The sequence below is a fragment of the Pseudomonas germanica genome (assembly GCF_019614655.1).
Classification (GTDB): Bacteria; Pseudomonadota; Gammaproteobacteria; order Pseudomonadales; family Pseudomonadaceae; genus Aquipseudomonas; species Aquipseudomonas neuropathica.
The window spans coordinates 1,109,050-1,131,703 of record NZ_CP071586.1; the positions used below are offsets into that span (position 1 = coordinate 1,109,050).

Genomic DNA, 22,654 nt, shown 5'->3' on the forward strand with positions numbered 1-22,654 from the left:
TCATTAATCACGACAAGACATATCCGTTAGCGACACGCCTTGCCTCTCCACGAAAATTACTTTCATGTGGTTTGAAATCTCGATCTCGAAATGATTTATGAGTTTCACAACCCATTCGGACGTGACCCTTTCGAGGAGTACCGCATGACGCCTTCCTTCGGCTATTGGCTGCTGGTCTATGCCGCCGTCGCCATCATTGCGCTGATCGTGTTGATTGCCCGTTACCGGCTCAACCCGTTCATTGTCATCACCCTGATTTCCATCGGCCTGGCACTGGTGGCGGGGATGCCGCCGTCGGGTGTGGTAGGGGCGTATGAGGCCGGGGTGGGCAAGACGCTGGGGCATATTGCGCTGGTGGTCGCGCTGGGGACGATGCTTGGCAAGATGATGGCCGAGTCCGGTGGCGCCGAGCAGATGGCGCGTACGCTGATCGACAAGTTTGGCGAGAAGAACGCGCATTGGGCGATGGTCTGCATCGCTTTTCTGGTCGGTCTGCCGCTGTTCTTCGAAGTCGGTTTCGTCTTGCTGGTGCCGATTGCGTTTACCGTGGCACGGCGCGTCGGCGTGTCGATTCTGATGGTCGGTTTGCCGATGGTCGCCGGCCTGTCGGTGGTGCATGCGCTGGTGCCGCCGCACCCGGCGGCGATGCTCGCGGTGCAGGCCTATCAGGCGTCGGTCGGGCAGACTTTGCTGTATGCGATCGCCATCGGCATTCCCACCGCGATCATTGCCGGGCCGCTGTACGCCAAATTCATCGTGCCGCGCATTCAACTGCCGGCAGATAACCCGCTGGAAAAACAATTTCTCGACCGCGAACCGCGCGACAAACTGCCGGGTTTCGGCATCACCATGGCGACCATTCTATTGCCGGTGGTGCTGATGCTGATCGGCGGCTGGGCCAACCTGATTTCCACCCCGGGCAGCGGTTTCAATCAGTTCCTGTTGTTCATCGGCAACTCGGTGATTGCCTTGCTGCTGGCGACCTTGCTGAGCTTCTGGACGCTGGGCATCGCCCAGGGCTTCAACCGTGAATCGATCCTCAAATTCACCAACGAATGTCTGGCGCCGACCGCCAGTATCACCCTGCTGGTGGGCGCTGGCGGTGGCTTGAACCGCATTCTGGTCGACGCGGGCGTCACCGATCAGATTGTCGGTCTCGCCCACGAATTCCACCTGTCGCCGCTGATCATGGGCTGGTTGTTCGCGGCGTTGATGCGCGTCGCCACCGGTTCCGCGACCGTGGCCATGACCACCGCGTCCGGCGTGGTCGCACCAGTGGCCATTGGTCTGGGTTATCCACACCCTGAACTGTTGGTGCTGGCGACCGGCGCTGGCTCGGTTATCTTTTCCCACGTCAACGACGGCGGCTTCTGGTTGATCAAGGAATACTTCAACATGACGGTCGCGCAGACGTTCAAGACCTGGACCGTGCTCGAGACGTTGATCTCGCTGGTCGCTTTTGGTCTGACCGTCGGCCTTTCTTACCTGCTGTAACCGGAGCCCGCCGCCCATGGACATCCTCTACCAGATCCGCGCCCGCCAGGATTCCTTCAGCGCCGGCGAAGGTCGCATCGCCCGGCTGATGCTCGACGACGTCGGTTTTGCCGCCAGCGCCAGCCTCGAAGACCTCGCGCAACGCGCCGAAGTCAGCACCGCCACGCTGTCGCGGTTCGCCCGCACTGTCGGCTGCCGCGACCTGCGTGATCTGCGCCTGCAACTGGCCCAGGCGAGCGGCGTCGGCAGCCGATTTCTCGACCCGGCGGGCACGCCTGAGCAGTCGGCGTTTTACGGGCAGATCGTCGGCGATATCGAAACCACGCTGCGCCAGCATCTGGCCGGATTCGACGAATCGCGCTTTGCCGATGCGGTGAAAATGCTCGGTCAGGCGCGGATGATTCACGCCTTCGGCATGGGCGGTTGCTCGACCCTGTGCAGCGACGAATTGCAGGTACGCCTGGTGCGCCTCGGCTACCCGATTGCCGTGTGCCATGACGCGGTGATGATGCGCGTCACCGCCGCCAGCCTGAACGCCGAGCAAGTGCTCATCGTCTGCTCGCTGACCGGCATCACCCCGGAATTGCTCGAGACTGTCGAGCTGGCGCGCAACTACGGCGCGCGCATTCTGGCGATCACCCGCGCCGACTCGCCACTGGCAGAACTGGCCGACATCGTCCTGCCGCTGCAAGGCGCAGAAACCTCGTTCATCTACAAACCGACGGCGGCCCGCTACGGCATGCTGCTCGCCATCGATGTGCTGGCGACCGAGCTGGCACTGGCCAATCCTGAAGACAATCAAGAGCGTCTGCGGCGGATCAAACTCGCCCTCGACGAATACCGTGGCGGCGACGATCACCTGCCGCTGGGAGACTGACATGCTGTACGACACGCTGATTCGCAACGCCCTGATCATCGATGGCAGCAACTTGCCCGGTTACCGCGCCGACGTGGCGATTCGTGAGGGCCGCATCGAGCGTATCGGTGACTTGCACGACGCCACGGCAACCGAAGAAATCGACGCCGCCGGTCGCGTGCTGGCGCCGGGCTTCATCGACGTGCACACCCACGACGACACTATGGTGATTCGTCAGCCAGAGATGCTGCCCAAGCTCAGCCAGGGCGTGACCACGGTGATTGTCGGCAACTGCGGGATCAGCGCCTCGCCCGTGACATTGAAGGGCAATCCGCCCGACCCGATGAACCTGCTCGGTACAGCGGCGGCATTCGTTTATCCACGCTTCAGCGATTACCGCGCGGCGGTGGAAGCGGCCAATACCACGCTGAACGTGGCGGCACTGATCGGCCACACGGCGCTGCGCAGCAATCATCTGGATGATTTGTTCCGTACCGCGACGCCAGAAGAAATCGCGGCGATGCGCGAACAGTTACGCGAAAGCCTTGAGGCTGGTGCGTTGGGTTTATCCACAGGTCTGGCGTACGCCAGCGCCTACAACGCCTCCACCGATGAAGTGATGCAACTGACCGAAGAACTGACGGCATTCGGCGCGGTGTACACCACGCACCTGCGCAGCGAATTCGCCCCGGTTTTGGAAGCGATGGAAGAAGCGTTCAGCATCGGCCGTCATTCGCGTTCGCCGGTGATCATTTCCCACCTCAAATGTGCCGGCGTCGGTAACTGGGGGCGCAGTCCGCAACTGCTCGCGTCGTTGGAAGAGGTCGCCAAAACTCACCCGGTCGGCTGCGATTGCTACCCGTATGCGGCGAGTTCATCGACACTGGATTTGAAGCAAGTCACCGATGCGCATCGCATCACCATAACTTGGTCGACGCCGCACCCGGAAGTCAGCGGTCGCGACCTGATCGACATCGCTGCCGAATGGAATCTGCCGCTGCTCGATGCCGCCAAACGCCTGCAACCGGCCGGCGCGGTGTACTACGGCATGGACGAGGCGGATGTACGAAGAATCCTCGCCCACCCGTTATCGATGATCGGGTCTGACGGACTGCCCGAAGATCCGTTCCCCCATCCGCGTCTGTGGGGGGCTTTCCCACGGGTGTTGGGCCATTTCAGTCGTGATGTCGGGCTGTTTCCGCTGCACACGGCCGTACACAAGATGACTGGGCTGTCGGCGGCGCGGTTTGGTTTGAAGGAGCGCGGCGAGATTCGTGAAGGCTATTGGGCGGATCTGGTGTTGTTCGATCCGGCGACCGTGCGTGATGTCGCGGACTTCAGTGATCCGCAACGGGCTGCGCAGGGGATTGATGGGGTTTGGATCAATGGCGTGTTGAGTTACCGCGATGGACAGGCGAATGGCAGGAGAGAAGGGCGTTTTCTGGCACGCGAAGGTGATTTGCGCCAAGGGTTTCATTGATTCTGATGGCGCCAAAAGATCGCAGCCTTCGGCAGCTCCTATAGTGGAACGCATATACCTGTAGGAGCTGCCGAAGGCTGCGATCTTTTGACTCACGTCTCATAGTGGCACTCTGAGATTAAAGAAAGTCATCAACAGGCCGAATTGCTGACATCCACCCCGTCTACACTGTCGGGCTAATCAGTCAGGGAGCACCCCATGAGCTTCGGCAAAACCACCCCGATCCTGCGGATCTTCGATGAAGCCAAAGCCGTAGAATTCTACGTCGACTTCCTCGGCTTCAAGATCGACTGGCAGCACCGTTTCGAGGCGAACTTCCCGTTGTATCTGCAGGTGTCCCGTGGCGAGTGTGTGCTGCACCTGTCCGAGCACCATGGCGATGCGACGCCGGGTTCGGCGCTGCGTATCGAGACGGATGAGCTGGAGGCGTTTCAGCAGCAGTTGGTGGCCAAGGATTACAAGTTCTCCCACCCGGGTATTCAGGCGATGCCGTGGGGGAGCCAGGACATGACGATCGTTGATCCGTTTGGTAATCGGCTGGTGTTTACCAATGCGATTTGTCTCTGAGCTGAACAGCCCCTCACCCTAACCCTCTCCCGGGGGGAGAGGGGACTGACCGAGTTGTCTGGCGCTATGCACCGACCTGAAAGATCTGCAGCGATTATGGATTCACAGCAGCACTTTCAGGTCGGTGTATTTAGCGAACATCCCACTGTTGGCCCCTCACCCTAGCCCTCTCCCAGAGGGAGAGGGGACCGACCGAGTTGTCTGGCGCTATACATCGACCTGAAAGATCTGCAGCGATTATGGATTCACGGCAGCACTTTCAGGTCGGTGTATTTAGCGAACATCCCACTGTTGGCCCCTCACCCTAGCCCTCTCCCAGAGGGAGAGGGGACTGACCGAGTTGTCTGACGCTATGCACCGACCTGAAAGATCTGCAGCGATTATGGATTCACGGCAGCACTTTCAGGTCAGTGTATTTGGTGAACATCTCACTGTTGGCCCCTCACCCTAGCCCTCTCCCACAGGGAGAGGGGACCGACCGAGTTGTCTGGCGCTATACACCGACCTGAAAGATCTGCAGCGATTATGGATTCACGGCAGCACTTTCAGGTCGGCGTATCTAATCAAGATCCCCCGTTCGGCCCCCTCTCCCTCCGGGAGAGGGCTGGGGTGAGGGGGAAATGACACACCACAAAAAGAAGCCCGCTTGATCTGGCTTAATGATTCTGGACACCCCTAAAGGGCGTTAATCTACGCCCAACGATGAGGTGTGATTTGACCAGACGATATTTTTCAACAGATTTCAAACGGGATGCGGCTTGCCTGGTTTTGGATAAAGACTATTCGGTGAGTGAAGCCTGTGAAGCAATGGGCGTGGGCCCTACAGCTCTGCGCCGCTGGGTTGAACAACTGCGTGCGGAGCGCAGCGGCAAGACGCCTGAGAAGTCCAAGGCCATGACCGTTGACCAACAACGCATCCAAGAACTGGAAGCAACAATTCGACGGATTGAGCGCGAGAAGGAAATTTTAAAAAAGGCTACAGCTCTCTTGATGTCGGATTCCCTCGATCGGTAAGGCTGGTCGAGGAGTTAAGCGAGCAATATCCAAGATCCGAGTTGTGTGGCGTGTTTGGCATCAACCGCAGCAGTTATTACGAGCGTCTGAAACAGCGGGCGAAAGTGCATGTCGGGCGCGATCGCCTAAAGATCAAGGCTGCCGAATTACATGAGCAAAGTCGCGGCTCAATGGGCGCGCGCAGCCTGTCAAAAGCGCTGTGTAACGAAAAAGAGTCGGTAGGTCGTTACATGGCTCGTAGCCTGATGCGCGAGCTCGGTTTGAAGAGCCAGCAACGGCGCAGGCATCGGTACAAACCCAGCGGTGCGGAGGCGCAATACGCCCCCAATCATTTGGAGCGTAAATTCAATGTCGAGGCCCCCAATCGAGTGTGGTGTGGCGACGTGACTTACATTTGGGCCGGTACTTACTGGGTTTATCTGGCTGCTGTACTTGATCTGCATGCCCGCCGCATCGTCGGCTGGGCGATGTCCAGAAGTCCGGATTCAGCTCTGACCTGTCGAGCGTTAAAGATGGCTTTCGAGTCGCGAGGACGCCCTGAAAACCTAATGTTCCATTCGGATCAGGGCTGTCATTACAGCAGTAAAGTGTTTCGTGAAACGCTGGCGGACATGCGCATAAAACAAAGCATGAGTCGACGGGGAAACTGCTGGGATAACGCTCCGATGGAACGTTTCTTTGGCAGTTTGAAATCTGAATGGATACCCAAGGCTGGTTACCGAAACGAAGACGAAGCCAGCACCGATGTGTTGCGCTACCTGACCCACTATTACAATCGGATCAGGCTGCACAGTTACAACGGATATCGGACTCCGGTAGCAATGGAAGCCTTGGCAGCATGAGAAATGACCTAAACCCTATAACCGTGTCCAGTATCGTTTGACCAGATCAGCCATCCAACCCTTCCAGTTGGGGTAGCGGGCTTTTTCGTTACTCGGTCGGCACTAACCTGTCCAACACGCGATTGACGGCCATTTCCGCCACCATCACCACTTGCGCAATACCCTGCAGTGTCTTGCGGTGTGTGCCTTAAACCTGCGCGGCATGGTTGTTGAGCATGACGGTCGCCGAGCCAAGAGTTTCGCTGGCGTCGGCCAGCAGGGATTCGGTGCCTGCCTCGGGGTTGGCCATGTACAGCGTGTTGGGGGAGTAGGGCGTTGCCATGAGGTCGGCGTTCGTCGGACCGAGGTAGTGGTCGAGCGCGCGCTCGGCGGCTTCGTGGAGTTTCTTTGAATCGGCGGATTCGTAGGGGGAGGCCGGGTCGGTGACCGGCGGGTTTGGCGTTATCTTGAACATAGCTGTGTTCCCTTTGTTGAGCGGCAACCCTTTGGCTACTAAACGAAAGGGTGGCAGCTGTACGCAGGTTAGTAGACCGGGGAACTCAGCTAAAAGCCGGCGCGCCGAAGCGCCCTGCGTACAGCCACCATCAAGCTCAGGTACGCGAGTACCTGTGATGAATGTACGACCAGCAGAATTACCGCCGGGCTACTAAACCCGATCACTGGGAATCAGTGACGCAATCAAGTTACGCAGCATGCTCAGGGCGCACAAGCCGGCGGATTCTGGCTTAGGCGTAGGTTACGGCGCAAGGATTTGTGGGCTGTTTCGCGTAACGCTGAGTGTCTTTAAACACCTGTGGTGCGGGATGTTTATTGCGTTCAAGTATCGAAGATTTACCTGTAGGAATTCTGGGCTGCCACTGACGCCATCGCTGGCTTGCCAGCTCCCATAGGTTTATGTGCAAGTAATAGATTTTGTGGACGACTCGGACACTGTGGGAGCTGGCTTGCCAGCGATGGGGCCGGAATATTCACCCCCGATGCATCTGCCGAAACTCCCCCGGCGGCATCCCCCGCCGGCTCTTGAACGTGCGATGAAACGACCTCGGTTCGGTAAACCCCAGATACTGCGCAATGTCCTGAATCGGCAAGGTGCTATTGAGTAAATAATGCTCAGCCAGCTCCTGGCGCAAATCATCGAGAATCTGCTGATACGACGTCCCCGCCTGATGCAATTGCCGCTGCAACGTGCGCACGGAAACAGCGAGCTGTTCGGCGACCTGTTCTTTGCGCGGCAACCCCTCCTTGAGCAACTGCCGCAGGATGTTTTTCACCTGCTGCTCAAGCGACGCATCCTCCAGCGTCGCCATCAAGCCCAGCGCATGTTCTTCCAGCGTTCGCAGCAACTGCGCATCGGCCTGGCGCAACGGCAACTGCAAATAAGCCAGCGGCACGACCAGCGCCGAATACGGCTGATCGAACAACACCGGGCAATCGAAAAACGCTTCATATTGCGCTGGTGTCGCTTCGGCCGGGCACGAATGTTCGAGCCAGACCCCGGCCGGCGACATCTGCGTGTCGGCGATCCAGCGCGCATAGTGCAGCCACGAACCGAGCACGTTTTCCACCAGATGCCGGCGGATTCGCGGGCGCTGATAACGGCAAGTCCAGATCAGATGCACATGGCCGTCCTGTACCTCGGCGCGGCTGACGCCCATGTCGCCGACCAGTTTCTCGAACGGCATGATCCGGCTCATCGCATCGCCCAACGTCGCGCAGTTCATGGTGATGTAACCGAGCACGCTCCACGAATTGGGCAGGACGAAATTCGCCGCGTTGAGCCCGAACAGCGGATCGCCCGAGTGTTCGCAGAAATAATCCAGCAAGCGTTCATGCGCTTCACCGGGCAAACGCAGGGTGTTGTCGCTCAACTGCTGCGCCTGCAAACCCGCTGCCGCCAACGCCGGCTCGATGGCCATGCCCAGTTGTTCGGCATGGCGCAGGTACTTGAGCAGTGGCGGAACCGAGGTGTAGCCGAGCGATTGCATGATCCCATTCCTTTGATCAACGGCAGCGGAGGCGGACGAAATAGCCTGAAAGGTAATTTGAAACCCCGACTAAAGTAAATGGCTGACGCTTGCGCGACGTTTGACTCAATTGGCTACACGAACTGGCCGGATGCGACCGTGACACTTGGCGGCCGCTGGCTAGTATGGAGGCCTGAAATATCACTGATCTGACGGCAAGAAGGACACACGCATGCGACGCTGGAACGGCTGGGGAGATGCAACCACGGTGGTCGAACTGCCGGCCCAGGGCGCGGAGTTTCTTCATGAGCGCCTGGGCGAGGGGCACGCGCTGCCCGATGCGACGCTAGAGGCGGCGCTGGCGCGTGTGCCGAATTCGCGGTTGCAGGCGCACACTTTGTACAGCGTCGATGCCCATGACCGTTTACTGCATGCGCGGGGACAAAGCCTGCCGGACTGGCTGGCGTTGCGCGAAGGTGCGCTGGGCAATTATCCCGATGCGGTGGCCTTTCCCGAGACCGCCGAGCACATTCGCCAGTTGCTGGCGCTCGCCCATGAACAAGACTTGTGCCTGATCCCGTATGGCGGCGGCACATCGGTGGCCGGCCACATCAATCCACCGGATTCGGAGCGGCCAGTGGTGACGGTGTCGCTGGCGCGGATGAACCGCCTGATCGACCTCGATGAACAGAGCCTGCTGGCGACGTTCGGCCCCGGCGCGAGTGGGCCGCAGGTCGAAAGTCAGTTGCGTGCGAAAGGCTACACGCTGGGGCATTTTCCGCAGTCGTGGGAGCTGTCGACGCTGGGCGGTTGGGTCGCCAGCCGCTCAAGCGGTCAGCAGTCGTTGCGCTATGGCCGGATCGAGCAGTTATTCGCTGGCGGAACGCTGGAAACCTTCGCCGGGCCGATGCATATTTCAACCTTTCCGGCCTCTGCCGCCGGGCCTGATCTGCGCGAAGTGGTGCTGGGTTGCGAGGGCCGTTTCGGGATCATTTCCGAGGTCCAGGTGCGGGTCAGTGCGCTGCCTGCCGATGAGCGTTTCTACGGTGTATTTCTGCCCTCTTGGACCAAGGCACTGCAAGCCATCCGCCAATTGGCTCAGGCGCGCGTTCCGCTGTCGATGCTGCGCCTGTCCAACGCCGTGGAAACCGAAACGCAACTGGCGCTGGCCGGTCATCCGCAACAAATCGCCTGGCTGGAAAAGTATCTGAAACTGCGCGGCGCCGGTGCGGGCAAGTGCTTGCTGACCTTCGGCGTGACCGGCAATCGTCGGCAAAACGCGCTGTCGCTGAAACAGGCGCGACAACACCTCAAGGCCTTCGGCGGCGTGTTCACCGGCACCTTGCTCGGCAAGAAGTGGGCGCAGAACCGCTTCCGTTTCCCCTACCTGCGCGAGAACCTGTGGAACGCCGGTTACGTGGTCGACACCCTCGAAACCGCCACTGACTGGAGCAATGTCGACCACCTGCTCAACCTCGTTGAAAACAGCCTGCGCGAGGCCTTGGCCGCCGAAGGCGAGCGAGTGCACGTGTTCACCCACCTGTCCCACGTCTACGGCGAAGGTTCGAGCATCTACACCACTTACGTGTTTCGCCCAGCAGCGGATTACCCCGCGACGCTGGCACGCTGGAAAGCGCTGAAACACGTGGCCAGCCAGACCATCGTCGACAACCACGGCACCATCAGTCACCAGCACGGTGTCGGCAAGGATCACGCGCCGTACCTGCTGCGCGAGAAGGGCGCATTGGCGATGGACACCTTACAGGCGCTGAGCAAGCACTTCGATCCGGCCGGGCGCCTCAACCCCGGCACGCTGCTGCCGGAGTGACGGCCATGAGTCAGGACTGGAACGCTGCGTGGCGCCAGCAGACTCTGCCGACGCTGGCCGAGGAAACCTGGGATCTGATCGTCATCGGCGGCGGTATCAGCGGCGCCGGCATCCTGCGTGAAGCGGCGCGTCGAGGCTGGCGCTGTCTGCTGCTGGAACAACGCGATTTCGCCTGGGGCACCTCAAGTCGATCGTCGAAAATGGTCCACGGCGGTTTGCGTTACATCGCCAAGGGCCAGTGGCGCCTGACCCGCGATTCGGTGCGCGAACGTCAGCGCTTGCTCGACGAAGCGCCGGGGCTGGTCGAGCCGATGAGTTTCCTGATGCCGCACTATCGCGGCGGCTTTCCCGGGCCTCGTGTACTGGGCGGTTTGCTGAGCGTGTACGACGCCTTGGCGGGACGGCGCAGCCATCGCTTTCATGATGCGCAACAACTGCGTTATCTGGCGCCGGGCGTGAGGGAAAACGACTTGCTCGGTGGCACCTGTTTTGTCGATGCGCTGACCGATGATGCGCGGTTGGTGATGCGTGTGTTGAGCGAAGCGCGGGCCGATGGCGCTGTCGTGGTCAATGGCGTGCGCGTCGAACAACTGCTACGTGAAAACGGCCGAGTGTGTGGCGTTCAGGTCGAGGATTGCGAGGCCGGTTCGTCACTGCAATTGCGCTGCGGCGTGCTCGCGGTGGCTACCGGCGCCTGGGCTGAACGCTTGCGCCCGGCAGCGGCGCCACGGCAATTGCGGCCGTTGCGGGGTAGTCATCTGTTACTGCCAGGTTGGCGTTTGCCGGTGGCGCAGGCGTTCACTTTCATGCATGAGCGCGACCGGCGTCCGGTGTTCGTTTTCCCGTGGGAAGGCGCGACGGTGGTCGGCACCACGGACCTCGATCATCGTGAGGATCTCGATCAGAGCGCGAGCATCAGCGGCGAAGAACTCGACTATCTGCTGGCGGCTTGCACGCAACAGTTTCCCGGAGCGCAAGTGAACGCTTCGGACGTGCTGTCGACATGGTCGGGCGTACGTCCGGTAGTCGGCAGTGCGGCGGGCAATCATCAAGACAAACCGTCGAACGAAACCCGCGAGCATGTGCTGTGGCAGGAGCCCGGTTGCGTGACCCTGGCTGGCGGCAAACTGACCACGTTTCGCCCGCAAGCCATCGAAGTGCTTAAGGCCTGCGCGGCGATGCTCGAGCGTCCTTTCGTTGACGACGCCGCGCCAGTGTTTGCCGCTGTGCCTGCGCTGGCGATCCCTGAATTGAGCAACCATCAGTGGCGACGCCTGGCCGGACGGCATGGCCGCGACCTGCCGAGGCTGGCGCAACTGATCAAAGAAGTCAGCCACGAAACGGTCGATGCTACGGACACGTTGTGGGCAGAACTGGCCTTCGCCTGCGAAGCGGAAATGGTCTTGCACCTCGACGATCTGCTGCTGCGCCGCACGCGTCTGGGCCTGCTGTTGCCGCGCGGTGGCGAAGAGTATTTCGCCGCCATTCGCCAACTCTGTCAGCCACGACTGGGCTGGAGCGACGAACACTGGCAGCAGGAAGAGCAGCGTTATCGGGCGTTGTGGCAACGCCATCACGGTTTGCCGGATGCCACGCCTTGATGCCCCCAGAAGAGAGCTCCATGGATAACCACCCGAACAAGCGTTACCTGCTGGCCATCGACAACGGCACCCAGAGCGTGCGTGCGCTGCTCTTCGATTTGCAGGGCAATCTGCTCGGCAAAGGCAAGGTCGAGTTGCAGGCGTACTACTCGACGCAACCGGGCTGGGCCGAGCAGGATCCGGAGTATTACTGGTCGAAACTCGGCGAGGCGTGTCAGCAGGTATGGGCGCAGACGGGGATTGATCGCGCGCAGATTGCCGGCGTTTCCCTGACCACTCAGCGCGGCACGGTGATCAACGTCAATGCCGAGGGCAAGCCATTGCGTCCGGCGATTCTGTGGCTCGATCAACGGCAGAGCGAGGTCGAGGGCGGGATCAAAGGGCCGTGGGGCTGGCTGTTCAAACTGGTCGGCGCGCAAGCGACTGTGGATTATTTTCGCGCCCAGGCCGAGGCGAACTGGATCGCTCAGCATCAGCCGGAAGTCTGGGCGGCAACAGACAAGTTTTTGCTGTTGTCCGGGTTTCTCACCCATCGATTGTGCGGACGTTTTGTCGACTCGATCGGCTGTTGCGTTGGCTACCTGCCGTTCGATTTCAAACGGCTGAAATGGGCCGCACCGAGTGACTGGAAATGGCAGGCGTTGGCGGTACGTCCCGAGCAACTACCAACCCTGCACAAACCCGGTGAAACCCTCGGCTACATCACCGCTGAAGCCGCTCGCCACACGGGCATTCCCGAAGGCTTGCCGCTGATTGCGGCGGGCGCTGACAAGGCGTGTGAAGTGGTCGGTGCCGGCGTGGTCGATGCGGGTACGGTGTGCCTGTCTTACGGCACCACGGCGACGATCACCAGCACCCGCTCGCGCTATCTGGAAATCGTCCCGTTGATTCCGCCGTACCCGTCAGCGGTGCCCGATCAGTTCAACTGCGAGGTGATGATTTATCGCGGTTACTGGATGGTCAGTTGGTTCAAGAACGAGTTCGGTTTGCGCGAGATGCAGCAGGCCAAAAAGCAGGGTATCGAGCCTGAGCAGTTGTTCGATGCACTGGTTGATGCGGTGCCGCCGGGCTCGATGGGCCTGATGCTGCAACCGTATTGGTCGCCGGGGATTCGTGAGCCGGGTGTCGAGGCGAAAGGCGCGATGATCGGCTTCGGCGATGTGCACACCCGTGCGCATATTTATCGGGCGATTCTGGAAGGGCTGGCGTATGCGTTGCGTCAGGGCATGGAGAATATCGAGCGGCGTTCGAAGATCTCGATCAAGCGGTTGCGCGTGGCCGGTGGCGGCTCGCAGAGTGATGCGGCGATGCAGCTGACGGCGAACATTTTCGGCCTGCCGGCGGAGCGTCCGCATGTGTATGAGGCGTCCGGTCTGGGCGCGGCGATTTGTTGTGCGGTGGGGTTGGGGTTGCATGCGGATTTCCCCACGGCGATCGCTTCAATGACCAGAGTAGGGGCTGTCTTCACCCCACAACCCGATGCGCAAAAAATCTACGAGCAACTGTACAAAGAGGTCTACCTGCGCATGTATCGCCAACTCAAACCGCTGTATCAGAGCATCCGCAAAATCACCGGCTATCCCGCCTGAAAGAACACCACAAATCCCCTGTAGGAGTGAGCCTGCTCGCGATAGCGGTGTGTCAGCCAACATCTATTTGACTGACACACCGCTATCGCGAGCAGGCTCACTCCTACAGGGGCGGTGGTGTTTTTGATATCGGGTAATTGGCGCCATCGGAGACTTTTTCTGGTGAGATCGGACAGTGTCAGCGGCGGGGGCGGTTGTTAGGCTCATCCCCCACGGCACCGCCAATAAGAACGAAAAGCAATGAAGCTGACCTTCCTCCTGTTGCTGCTTTGTGCAACCGCCCCGAGCGCCTGGGGCTGGTCGAACCATACGGTCGGCAGCTATCTGGCGTTGCAGGATCTGCCGGCGTTGCGCGATGCGCCAGCGGTCGAAGTCGAGCCACTGGAGCAGTTTCTCACCGAGCAATATCCGGCCGTGCTGGCATTGTTGGAACAACAGGAAAGCTTCGCCCGTGCGCACTTCGCACAATACCCACCACGCCCCGATAATCTGAAATTGCCAGCGGTGCCAAGTGACAATCTGCGCCACGACTTTCTCACGGCACTGCGCATCAACCCCGAGATTAATCTGGCGATGGTCATCCAGCCATTACCCGGTAAAGACCTCCCCGAACGTGAACATTTGCAGGCCAATCAAGTCATGGTCGAACAAACCCTGTCACCGTGGAATCGCCAGCGTTTCATCGTGGTCACCGATCATGAAAAAGTCGCAGCCCTGGCCGTGCTCGCCAGCGCTGCTGATGAGCCGGATTACGGCCACGACATCAATCTGTTCAGCGACAACCCTGGCGACGTCGGCGCGCTCTACGGCTTCGGCCCGCAACCGTTCGGCGATGCGCGTTTCCAGTACAGCTCGCAGGCGCCGTTTCATATGGGCTTCTTCCACGAAAGCGCGGTGGTCTACGCCGCTGCCGGTTTCCTCGAACGCAGCTGGCCGGACTGGCGCGCGTATCAATACATGGGCCTGGCGCGACTGGCATTTGCTAGCGGTCATCCGTATTGGGGCTATCGCTTTCTCGGCTGGGGCCTGCACCACATTCAGGACCTGACCCAGCCGTATCACGCCAAGCCGTTGCCGGGCGTCGACCTCGCCAATCTTCTTCTGCTGGAAGGCAAGGCAATCGCCGGTTTCGCTGAGGACAAACAAGCCTCCATCGAGCGCGTCGCGACCCGGCACATGGAAGTGGAGAAATATCAGTCGACCTGGCTGCGCCGCGTGCTGCGTGCCGGTCAGCCGCATCCGATGCTCGCGGCTTACGCCGATGTGGCTCAGGACAAAAGCTACCCGCCGTACTCGGTCGACTACCTGCGCGAAGTGGTCAGCGCCGAAGCCGTCAACGACTCCGCCGCCTTCGACGAAGCCATCGGCCAGTGGCTGGAAACGGTGCCCGTCAGCAGTGATTTCAGCAGCGGCAATCAGCTGCAACGCGAAGACTTCGACCACCCGGCACTCAACCAGCAGTTGTTCAGGTTGCTCGGACATTTCGGCGCTCACAGCCGGATTTACGTCAGCGCGGGTTTGGCGCCGTAGTGCGCCGCAACGCACACCACAACAATAAAAAACAGGCAAGGAGGAACAGATGATCAACACTCGATTGCGCCTGACGGGCGCCGCGCTCCCCGGTGTCGGCCTGGCAGGGCTGCTGCAGTTGTGCGCAGTCGATGCGGCGCACGCGGTGGAGTTCAGCCTGATGGACAAACAGGTCACCGGCTCCCTCGACACGACCTTGTCTTACGGTCGTTTGTGGCGGGTGCAGGGCCGCGACAAGACTAACGATGACGTCAACACCAACGACGGCAATCGCAACTTCGATACCGGGCTGGTTTCCGAGGTGTACAAGATCACCTCCGAGCTTGAGGCCAACTATCAGAACTACGGCGTGTTCGTGCGCGGCACCGCGTTCTACGACACGCAACTGATGGACAAGCGCAACGACTACTACGACAACAACAGCCCCTCGCAACCGAGCCAGAGCTACCCGCAGGACAACCATTTCACCAGCCAGACTCGCGACATCGCCGGCAGCCGCATCGAGATGCTCGACGCCTACGTGCACGGCAGCTGGGACGTCGCGCAGATGCCGGTGACAGCGCGCGTCGGTCGGCAGGTATTCAACTGGGGCGAGGGGATTTTCTATCGCGGCGGGATCAACACCACCAACCCGGTGGATGCCGCCAAGTACCGCTTGCCCGGCGCCGAAGTCAAGGAAGTGCTGGTGCCGGTCGAGGCGCTGAGCTTCAACATCGGCCTGACCGACTCGCTGACCATGGAGAGTTTCTACCAGACCAACTGGAAGGAAACCCGCATCGACCCGGTCGGCACCTTCTACTCGCAGACTGACCTGTTCGCCGACGGTGGCAACACCGGTTACAACAACTTCAGCGGCACGGCGCTCGACACGCCGGTTCCGGGGTTCGGCAACGTCATCGGTTTGTACAGCGCGCTGGGCAATAACCCGTTGCTCAACTCCGCCCTGCAAACCACAGGCCTGTACGCCAACGGCGTGACACCAGCCTACGGCAACACACTGAAAGTGGCGAGCATCGGCAAGGACTACAACGCCCGCAACGATGGCCAGTTCGGTTTTGCCTTTCGCTACATCGCCGAGCAGCTCAACAGCACCGAGTTCGGGTTGTACATGGTCAATTACCACGCCAAAGAACCGACCATCGCGGCGGATCTGGGCGGGTATAAAGGCATCGACATGGATGCGCTGACCAACCTGTTGTCCGGCGTTGCGGGCAGTCAGGCCGGGGCGCTGGCCAATGGGTTGGCGACTGCCGACGTGATGGGCAATATCCAGGCGCATCGGCGTTATGCCGAAGACATCCGCATGTACGGTTTCAGCTTCAACACCACATTGGGCGAGGCGTCGGTGTTTGGTGAAATTGCTTATCGGCCGAATCTGCCGATCGGCGTTGCGGCGACCAACGATTTGATTGGCGACCTGGCCAACGGCGCGGCGGCGGCAGTGACGGGCAAGTCGATCAACGTCGGCGGGCAGATGGTCACCCTCGACAGCCAGATCAATAACGCCGAGCGCGTCGAAGCGTTCAACACCTCGCTGGGGACCATCTACAACTTCGGCCCCACGGCTTCGTTCGACTCGCTGTTCGGCATCTTCGAACTGGCCTCCGAACACCTGCGCGGCAGCAGTCTGCAGTACACCGCGTATGACGGCAGCCGTCGCTTCTACGCCGGCACCGGTAACTATTCCTATGTGTCTGGCGGTGATCGCGACGATCAGGTCAACCGCAATTCCTACAGCTACACGGCGATGCTCAACGGCACCTGGAACGATGTGTACGCCGGGGTCAACGTCTCGCCGTACATCGTTTACAAGGACGACTTCGAGGGCAACAGCTATCAGGCCGGCAACACCATCGAAGGTCGCAAGGCTTACACGCTGGGGATCAAGGCCAACTACCAGAACAAGCTCGAAGCCGAACTGCAATACACCGAGTTCTATGGCGGCGGGCAAAACAACGGCATTCGCGACCGCGACAACGTCGGGTTCAACCTCAAGTATTTCCTTTGATACCCAGACCACAGGCGCCCCCCCTGTAGGAGTGAGCCTGCTCGCGATAGCGGATTTTCAGTCGCTGTAGATGTTGTCTGACACACCGCTATCGCGAGCAGGCTCACTCCTACAGGGGATCTACGGTGATTTGCAGACCTCACTCCCGTTTCGGAGATCGATTATGTTTCACACTTCAAGATTGACCAAAGCTTCGCTAGGGCTTGTGTTGGGCCTTGCCGCCAGCACCGCTCTGGCCGCCATCACCCCACAACAAGCCGAACAACTGAAAACCACCCTGACCCCCATGGGCGCCGAGCGTGCCGGCAACGCCGCCGGCACCATCCCCGCGTGGACCGGCGGCATCACCCAAGCCCCGGCCGGCTACAAACCCGGCCAGCACCACCCCGATCCCTACGCCGCCGACAAACCGCTGTTCACCATCACCAAAGCCAATCTTGACCAGTACAAAGCCCTCCTCAGCCCCGGCCAGATCGCCCTGTTCAACAGCTACCCCGACACCTTCCAGATGCCGATCTACCCATCCCGCCGCTCCGGTTCAGCGCCGCAATGGCTGTACGACAACACCCTCAAGAATGCGACCTCGGCCAAATTGCTCGAAGGCGGCAGCGGCTTCTCCGATGCTTACGGCGGCGTGCCGTTCCCGGTGCCCAAGGACGGCGTTGAAGTGCTGTGGAACCACATCACTCGCTATCGCGGTATCTACGTCGTGCGCCGCGCCTCCGAAGCGCCGGTCCAGCGCAACGGCAGTTTCGCGCTGGTGACCTCGCAGCAGGAAGCGCTGTTCAATTACTACCGCCCGAACGGCCAGTTCGCCGACCTGAAGAACATCCTGTTCTACTACCTCGCCTTCGTGAAAAGCCCCGCACGATTGGCCGGCGGTGCCGCACTGGTGCACGAAACCCTCGACCAACTCAAAGACGCACGCCAAGCCTGGATCTACGACGCCGGCCAACGTCGCGTGCGCCGCGCACCGAACCTCGCCTACGACACGCCGATCGCGTCCTCCGATGGACTGCGCACCGCCGACGACACCGACCTGTTCAACGGCTCGCCGGACCGCTACGAGTGGAAGCTCAAGGGCAAACAGGAAATCTACATCCCCTACAACAACTACAAAGTCGCCAGCCCCGAGGTGAAATACGCGCAACTGCTCACCCCGGGCCACCTCAACCCGCAATACACCCGCTATGAACTGCACCGCGTGTGGGTGGTGGAAGGCAACCTGAAACCGGGCTCGCGGCATATCTATTCCAAACGTGTGCTGTTTCTCGATGAGGATAGCTGGGGCGCGGCACTGGTCGATCAGTACGATGGGCGAGGGGAGTTGTGGCGCGTATCGATGGCCTACCTGAAAAACTTCTACGACCTGCCGACCACGTGGAGTGCGCTGGATGTTTTCCACGATTTGCAGGCGCGTCGTTACTACGTGCAGAACCTTGATAACGAAGAAGCGGAGACGGTGGATTTCGCGCAGCCGGTGCCGGAGGATGCTTACTTCATGCCGTCGGCGTTGCGGCAGCGGGGTACGCGGTAAGTGATTGCGCTGGCTGTTCTTGGGCGGATGGATGTTAGTCTCGATCAATGATTTTTAGTTGATAGCAGGAGTCATCATGGCCAGCATCACAATTCGAAATATTGATGGTCCGCTCATGGATCAGTTACGGATTAACGCGGCCCGGAACGGAAATTCCATCGAGGAAGAAGCTCGCATGATTCTGGGGCGAGCATTGATTAGAAGGGATAGCGCTGGAGGCTTGGGTAGCCGGATTCGCCAGCGCTTTTCCTCGGTCGGAGGGATCGACCTTGGTTTGCCTTCACGGCAGGAAAAAGCCAGGGTTATGGATTTTCCAGATTGCTGATGCTCGAAATGCGCACGCGCTGAAGAATACCTTCATGTAGGAGCTGCCGAAGGCTGCGATCTTTTGATCTGGCTTCTGATTTGTTCAAAAGCGAAGATCAAAAGATCGCAGCCTGCGGCAGCTCCTACATTAGGCGGAGTTTTTTCCGGGACATCGGGGTGATGGGGCGGACGCAATCGCGAGCAGGCTCACTCCTACATGGGAATTGGCGTCGCCCACATAATCTGTGATCGACGCGTTACCTGTAGGCCTTCGCCTGCTCGCGATTCGGTTGTAGCTTCAGCGCGAAATCAGGATCAAACGCGGAAGTGGCTGACCATCTGCTGCAACTGACCACCCAGACGCGCCAGTTCAACACTCGACGCCGCCGTCTCATCACTCGCCGCAGCGGTCTGTTCCGACACGTCGCGCACGTTGATGATGCTGCGGCTGATCTCTTCAGCCACGGCGCTCTGCTGTTCGGCAGCAGCAGCGATCTGCTGGTTCATCGACTGGATGTTCGACACCGTACGGGTGATGTTTTCCAGCGATGCGCCAGCCTTGCGCGTCAGCGCCACGCTGCTGTCGGTCAGCGCACGGCTGTTGCTCATCACGGCCGAGACTTGCTGGGTGCCGTTCTGCAGACCGGCGACCAGGCCTTCGATTTCTTCGGTGGATTTCTGCGTACGCTGAGCCAGACCACGAACTTCATCAGCGACCACGGCAAAACCACGACCGGCTTCACCGGCACGCGCGGCTTCGATCGCGGCGTTGAGGGCCAGCAGGTTGGTCTGTTCGGCCACTGCCTTGATCACGTCCATGACGCTACCAATCTTGTCGCTTTCCTGTTGCAGCACGCTCATGGCTTCGGTGGAACGCACCACTTCGCTGGCCAGACGTTCGATCTGGGCGATGGCTTCGTTGACCACTTTGTCGCCTTCACGGGCTTCGCCGTCAGCGGCGGCAGCGGCTTGCGAGGCTTCTTCGGCGTTGCGCGCGACTTCCTGCACGGTGGCAGTCATCTCGTGCATCGCGGTGGCAACCTGATCGGTTTCGACTTTCTGGCTGTTCACGCCGGCGCTGGTCTGCTCGGTCACGGCCGACAGTTCTTCAGCGGCGCTGGCAATCTGGGTGACGCCGTCGCGGATGCCGCTGATCAAGTCGCGCAGGGTCACGCCCATGCGCGCGATACCTTGTTGCAGTACGCCGAGTTCGTCGCGGCGGGTGACGGTGACGTTCTGGGTCAGGTCGCCGCTGGCGATGCGCTCGACCACGGCGAGGGTTTCTTGCAGCGGACGGGTGATCTGACGGGTGATGATCACCGCAGCAATTACGCCAACCAACAGTGCCAGCAGGGTGCTGATCAACTGGAAAGTACGTGCCTGAGCGCTTTCTACATCACGACGATCAAGCTGGATCTGATACAGCTGCTCGCTCGTAGTGACGATGGCGGCGCCCTGATCAGTCATTTCTTTGCGCGCCTGCACCGCGTCGGTGTTGGCGTTTTTGTACGCCATCAATGCGCTGCGATAGTTGACCAGTGCGGTTTCCAGTTGACGCAGGGCGTCTTGCTGCGAGTCAGCAAAATGCACGTTCAGTTGCTTGAGGCTGGCAATGGCGGCGTCAATCTGGCGGACGGCTTTCTGCTCGGTTTCGGCGTTGCTGGTGGCGGTGTAGCCGCGCACTTCGTAGCGCGCGAGGATGAACGCTTCCTTGGCGGCGGTGATCGCCTGGAACTGTTCGAAACGCTGCTCGCTCATGTCCATCTGCTGCACGCGTTTGCTGATCGATTCGATCTGGTTGTACGCGGTCTCGGCACTCACGCTCATGCTGTCGCGCGCGCTGTTGCCGGTGCGATAGGCGTTACGCATTTTGTTCAGCGAGGTCTGGTATTCAGCGATGGTCGCTGCCTGCTCCTTGAGCAGTTTGACGTTTTCCGGGCTCTTGAAGCTGTTGATCAGCTTCTGTTGCTGCGCGGCGAAGCTTTCGAGGGTGGTTTGCACATTCTGTGCGGCGGTTTCATCGCCATTGGTCAGCATGTATTGCAGGCGCACCACGCGCAGTTTGGTCAAACCGGCATTGAGCTGGGTGATGTCACTCATCCAGTTGCTGCGGTCGATCAGGCCGCCGAGGCTGGTCCAGCCCGTCAGGGCCAGCACGCAGGTCAGGGCCAGCACGAGGCCGAAGCCCAGGCCCAGTTTCATGTTCACGCTGATGTTGCCGAACCAGCTATTCATCAAAAATCCTCCAGAAACGTTGGGTTTCTTGTCGTCGGTTAGGCTGGAAGATTGTTGTTTTTTTGAGCCAGCAAGGGTGTTAGCAGGACTGTATCGGCCGCATTTCCCAGAGCTGAAAGGATTTTGTCCTACGGAATTTGTAACACCGGATCCCAAGACTTTTTTCACATGGGTTTCACTGGCTGCCCACGCGCGCCTCTGTACCTTCGCCGCATCGAATGAACCCGAGATGCACAGTGGCGAGGCGGTTTTTGTGGAATTGAGACTGAGTCTGTTCGGCGTCAAACGCTCGATCGATCTGAGCTTTTTAGCGCGTTTTCGCAACACTTGGGTGGTGTTGGCGGCATCAGTGTTGGTGATCCCGCTGACTCTGTGGTTGCTGGCGCCGGCGGCGGTGCCGGACCTGGCCCACGGCAATGTCGCCGGTGCGCAAGCGTTGGCGACAGGTTGGGCTAAGGGCGAGATGATCGTGCTGGTGCGTCATGTCGAGCGCTGCGATCACTCCAAAGCTGCCTGCCTGAGTGGCAATGACGGCATCACCGATCGCTCGCGCAGTGTCGCGGTGGCGGTTGGTGCCCGGTTCGAACAACTGGGCCTGAACAACGCCGACATCTACAACAGCCCGTCTATGCGCACGGTGCAGACGGCCGGCTACATGTTCAATCATGCCGCCAGCGGTGACGACTGGTTGATCAACTGCCGGGGGCGCATGTTGCAGGATGCGCTCGCCCACAAGATCCCGGGGCGCAACCTGATTCTGGTGACCCACAGCGAGTGCATGGCGCAAATCGAGAAAGACCTCAACGTACCGACTTCGAGCGCGGGTTATGGCTCATCGTTGTTTGTCTCCGCTGCCAGCCCGGCGGCTCCCAAGATGCTCGGCTTTATTGAAGCCTCCGACTGGCGCACGGTGAATACCCGATGAAATCCCGCTTCTACGCTTACAACTTTGGTATTCCGCTCGCTTGTGCGGCGCTGGTGTTCCTGATGTTCGACATGACCAAAATCGACATCGCCTTCAGTAACCTGCTGTTCGATCCGCTGACCCAGACCTTCCCGCTCGACAAAATCCACTTCTTTGAAAAACTCACCCATAAATGGGCGCGGATCATTCCCAACTGGACGGCGGAAATCGCCCTGATCGGCGCGCTGCTATCGGTGCTCTGGCCGTTGGTCAATCCGTACAAACGTCCGCGACTCGGCGCAATGCTGGAGCGCAGCAAAGTCGCGCCAGTGCTGCGATTTGCCGCTGATCACCGTAGGGATTTTCTGTTTGTGGTGGTCGCATTTGCCGTTTGCACCGGGGTGATTCACTTCCTCAAATCGCACACCAGCGTTTACTGCCCGATCGAGACCACGCTGTACGGCGGCAAAATGGCTCACGTTGAGTGGTACAGCAATTTTCAACTGTTCCATGAAGCGGGTAGTGGCCGGTGCTGGCCGGGTGGTCATGCGTCGGGCGGCTTCACCATGCTGGCGCTGTATTTCGTGGCGCGACGTTATCAATGGCGTTTTTCCAGTGCCATCTTGTGGGGTTCGCTGCTGCTGGGATTGGTTTACGGCACCACCCGCGTCCTGCAGGGCTGGCATTACATGTCCCACACGTTTTGGGCCGGAATCTTTGTCTGGCTGGCGTGTTTGCTGACAGCGTTGGCGTTCTATGGGCGGGCTCGGCTGGATTTGCCAGTGCTGGGCAAGCGTGAGCAGAAAGCTTTCAGTGCTGAGGTCTCTCTCTGAACCCGTTCGGATCAAATGAAAAACCCGCCAATCATCGGCGGGTTTTTTTATGGGGCTGCGCAGGCC

At 59.9% G+C, this 22,654-nt stretch carries 16 protein-coding genes and 2 pseudogenes; 14 read left to right on the forward strand and 4 right to left on the reverse strand.

Annotated features, from left to right (window positions below):
- Positions 1 to 144 precede the first annotated feature (144 nt).
- The 5 genes from J0G10_RS04735 to J0G10_RS04755 all read left to right on the forward strand — a co-directional run bounded on the left by J0G10_RS04735 (position 145) and on the right by J0G10_RS04755 (position 6,253).
- On the forward strand, positions 145 to 1,494 hold the full coding sequence (locus J0G10_RS04735; RefSeq protein ID WP_095051052.1) for a GntP family permease: 1,350 nt from the start codon (positions 145 to 147) through the stop codon (positions 1,492 to 1,494).
- A 16-nt stretch (positions 1,495 to 1,510) separates the two neighbouring features.
- Positions 1,511 to 2,371 (forward strand): MurR/RpiR family transcriptional regulator, encoded by an 861-nt coding sequence (locus J0G10_RS04740; protein ID WP_093442302.1) that lies wholly within the window; start codon positions 1,511 to 1,513, stop codon positions 2,369 to 2,371.
- A 1-nt stretch (position 2,372) separates the two neighbouring features.
- The gene (locus J0G10_RS04745; RefSeq protein WP_220557629.1) at positions 2,373 to 3,830 is read left to right on the forward strand and encodes an N-acyl-D-amino-acid deacylase family protein; all 1,458 of its coding nucleotides are present in this window, start codon (positions 2,373 to 2,375) and stop codon (positions 3,828 to 3,830) included.
- Positions 3,831 to 4,028: 198 nt separating this feature from the next.
- Positions 4,029 to 4,397, forward strand: coding sequence for a glyoxalase superfamily protein (locus tag J0G10_RS04750; protein WP_095051026.1), 369 nt, complete (start codon positions 4,029 to 4,031; stop codon positions 4,395 to 4,397).
- A 702-nt stretch (positions 4,398 to 5,099) separates the two neighbouring features.
- Positions 5,100 to 6,253, forward strand: a protein-coding gene (locus tag J0G10_RS04755) for an IS3 family transposase (protein WP_320413737.1) whose coding sequence is annotated in 2 segments (ribosomal slippage) — positions 5,100 to 5,373 and positions 5,373 to 6,253 — 1,155 coding nt in all. Because the reading frame shifts where the segments join, the coding sequence is not laid out codon by codon here.
- A gap of 88 nt (positions 6,254 to 6,341) precedes the next feature.
- On the opposite strand, the pseudogene J0G10_RS04760 reads toward J0G10_RS04755, so the two are convergent.
- Positions 6,342 to 6,707, reverse strand: a pseudogene (locus tag J0G10_RS04760) (DUF6124 family protein).
- A gap of 514 nt (positions 6,708 to 7,221) precedes the next feature.
- Entirely contained in the window at positions 7,222 to 8,238 is a 1,017-nt protein-coding gene (gene gliR / locus J0G10_RS04765) for an AraC family transcriptional regulator GliR (protein ID WP_095049682.1), read from the reverse strand.
- A gap of 211 nt (positions 8,239 to 8,449) precedes the next feature.
- Between gliR and J0G10_RS04770 the strand changes: the two genes are divergently transcribed.
- From J0G10_RS04770 to J0G10_RS04800, 7 genes are all read left to right on the forward strand, one after another.
- Positions 8,450 to 10,045 (forward strand): FAD-binding oxidoreductase, encoded by a 1,596-nt coding sequence (locus J0G10_RS04770; RefSeq protein WP_220557631.1) that lies wholly within the window; start codon positions 8,450 to 8,452, stop codon positions 10,043 to 10,045.
- Positions 10,046 to 10,050: 5 nt separating this feature from the next.
- On the forward strand, positions 10,051 to 11,646 hold the full coding sequence (locus J0G10_RS04775) for a glycerol-3-phosphate dehydrogenase/oxidase (protein WP_220557638.1): 1,596 nt from the start codon (positions 10,051 to 10,053) through the stop codon (positions 11,644 to 11,646).
- A gap of 20 nt (positions 11,647 to 11,666) precedes the next feature.
- The gene (locus J0G10_RS04780) at positions 11,667 to 13,235 is read left to right on the forward strand and encodes an FGGY-family carbohydrate kinase (RefSeq protein WP_220557650.1); all 1,569 of its coding nucleotides are present in this window, start codon (positions 11,667 to 11,669) and stop codon (positions 13,233 to 13,235) included.
- Between the two features lie 240 nt (positions 13,236 to 13,475).
- Positions 13,476 to 14,765 carry a phospholipase C/P1 nuclease family protein gene (locus J0G10_RS04785; RefSeq protein WP_220557652.1) on the forward strand — a complete coding sequence of 430 codons (1,290 nt, stop codon included), beginning with the start codon at positions 13,476 to 13,478 and terminating at the stop codon, positions 14,763 to 14,765.
- 49 nt (positions 14,766 to 14,814) lie between these two features.
- Complete coding sequence (locus tag J0G10_RS04790; protein ID WP_095049687.1) at positions 14,815 to 16,773, forward strand: DUF1302 domain-containing protein; 1,959 nt, start codon at positions 14,815 to 14,817, stop codon at positions 16,771 to 16,773.
- A 163-nt stretch (positions 16,774 to 16,936) separates the two neighbouring features.
- Positions 16,937 to 18,310 (forward strand): DUF1329 domain-containing protein, encoded by a 1,374-nt coding sequence (locus tag J0G10_RS04795; RefSeq protein ID WP_220557654.1) that lies wholly within the window; start codon positions 16,937 to 16,939, stop codon positions 18,308 to 18,310.
- A 76-nt stretch (positions 18,311 to 18,386) separates the two neighbouring features.
- The gene (locus J0G10_RS04800) at positions 18,387 to 18,635 is read left to right on the forward strand and encodes a FitA-like ribbon-helix-helix domain-containing protein (protein WP_095049689.1); all 249 of its coding nucleotides are present in this window, start codon (positions 18,387 to 18,389) and stop codon (positions 18,633 to 18,635) included.
- Between the two features lie 296 nt (positions 18,636 to 18,931).
- Here the strand turns inward: J0G10_RS04800 and J0G10_RS30275 are convergent, their stop codons facing one another.
- Positions 18,932 to 19,795 (reverse strand): methyl-accepting chemotaxis protein, encoded by an 864-nt coding sequence (locus tag J0G10_RS30275; RefSeq protein WP_371748303.1) that lies wholly within the window; start codon positions 19,793 to 19,795, stop codon positions 18,932 to 18,934.
- A pseudogene (locus J0G10_RS30280) lies at positions 19,790 to 20,851 on the reverse strand (methyl-accepting chemotaxis protein); the annotation flags it as partial. The gene J0G10_RS30275 and the pseudogene J0G10_RS30280, both read right to left, overlap by 6 nt.
- 253 nt (positions 20,852 to 21,104) lie before the next feature.
- Between J0G10_RS30280 and pmrG the strand changes: the two are divergent.
- Entirely contained in the window at positions 21,105 to 21,776 is a 672-nt protein-coding gene (gene pmrG / locus J0G10_RS04810) for a lipopolysaccharide core heptose(II)-phosphate phosphatase PmrG (protein WP_220557665.1), read from the forward strand.
- The gene (locus tag J0G10_RS04815) at positions 21,773 to 22,588 is read left to right on the forward strand and encodes a phosphatase PAP2 family protein (RefSeq protein WP_095126586.1); all 816 of its coding nucleotides are present in this window, start codon (positions 21,773 to 21,775) and stop codon (positions 22,586 to 22,588) included. The genes pmrG and J0G10_RS04815 overlap by 4 nt, the downstream gene beginning before the upstream one ends.
- Positions 22,589 to 22,654 lie beyond the last annotated feature (66 nt).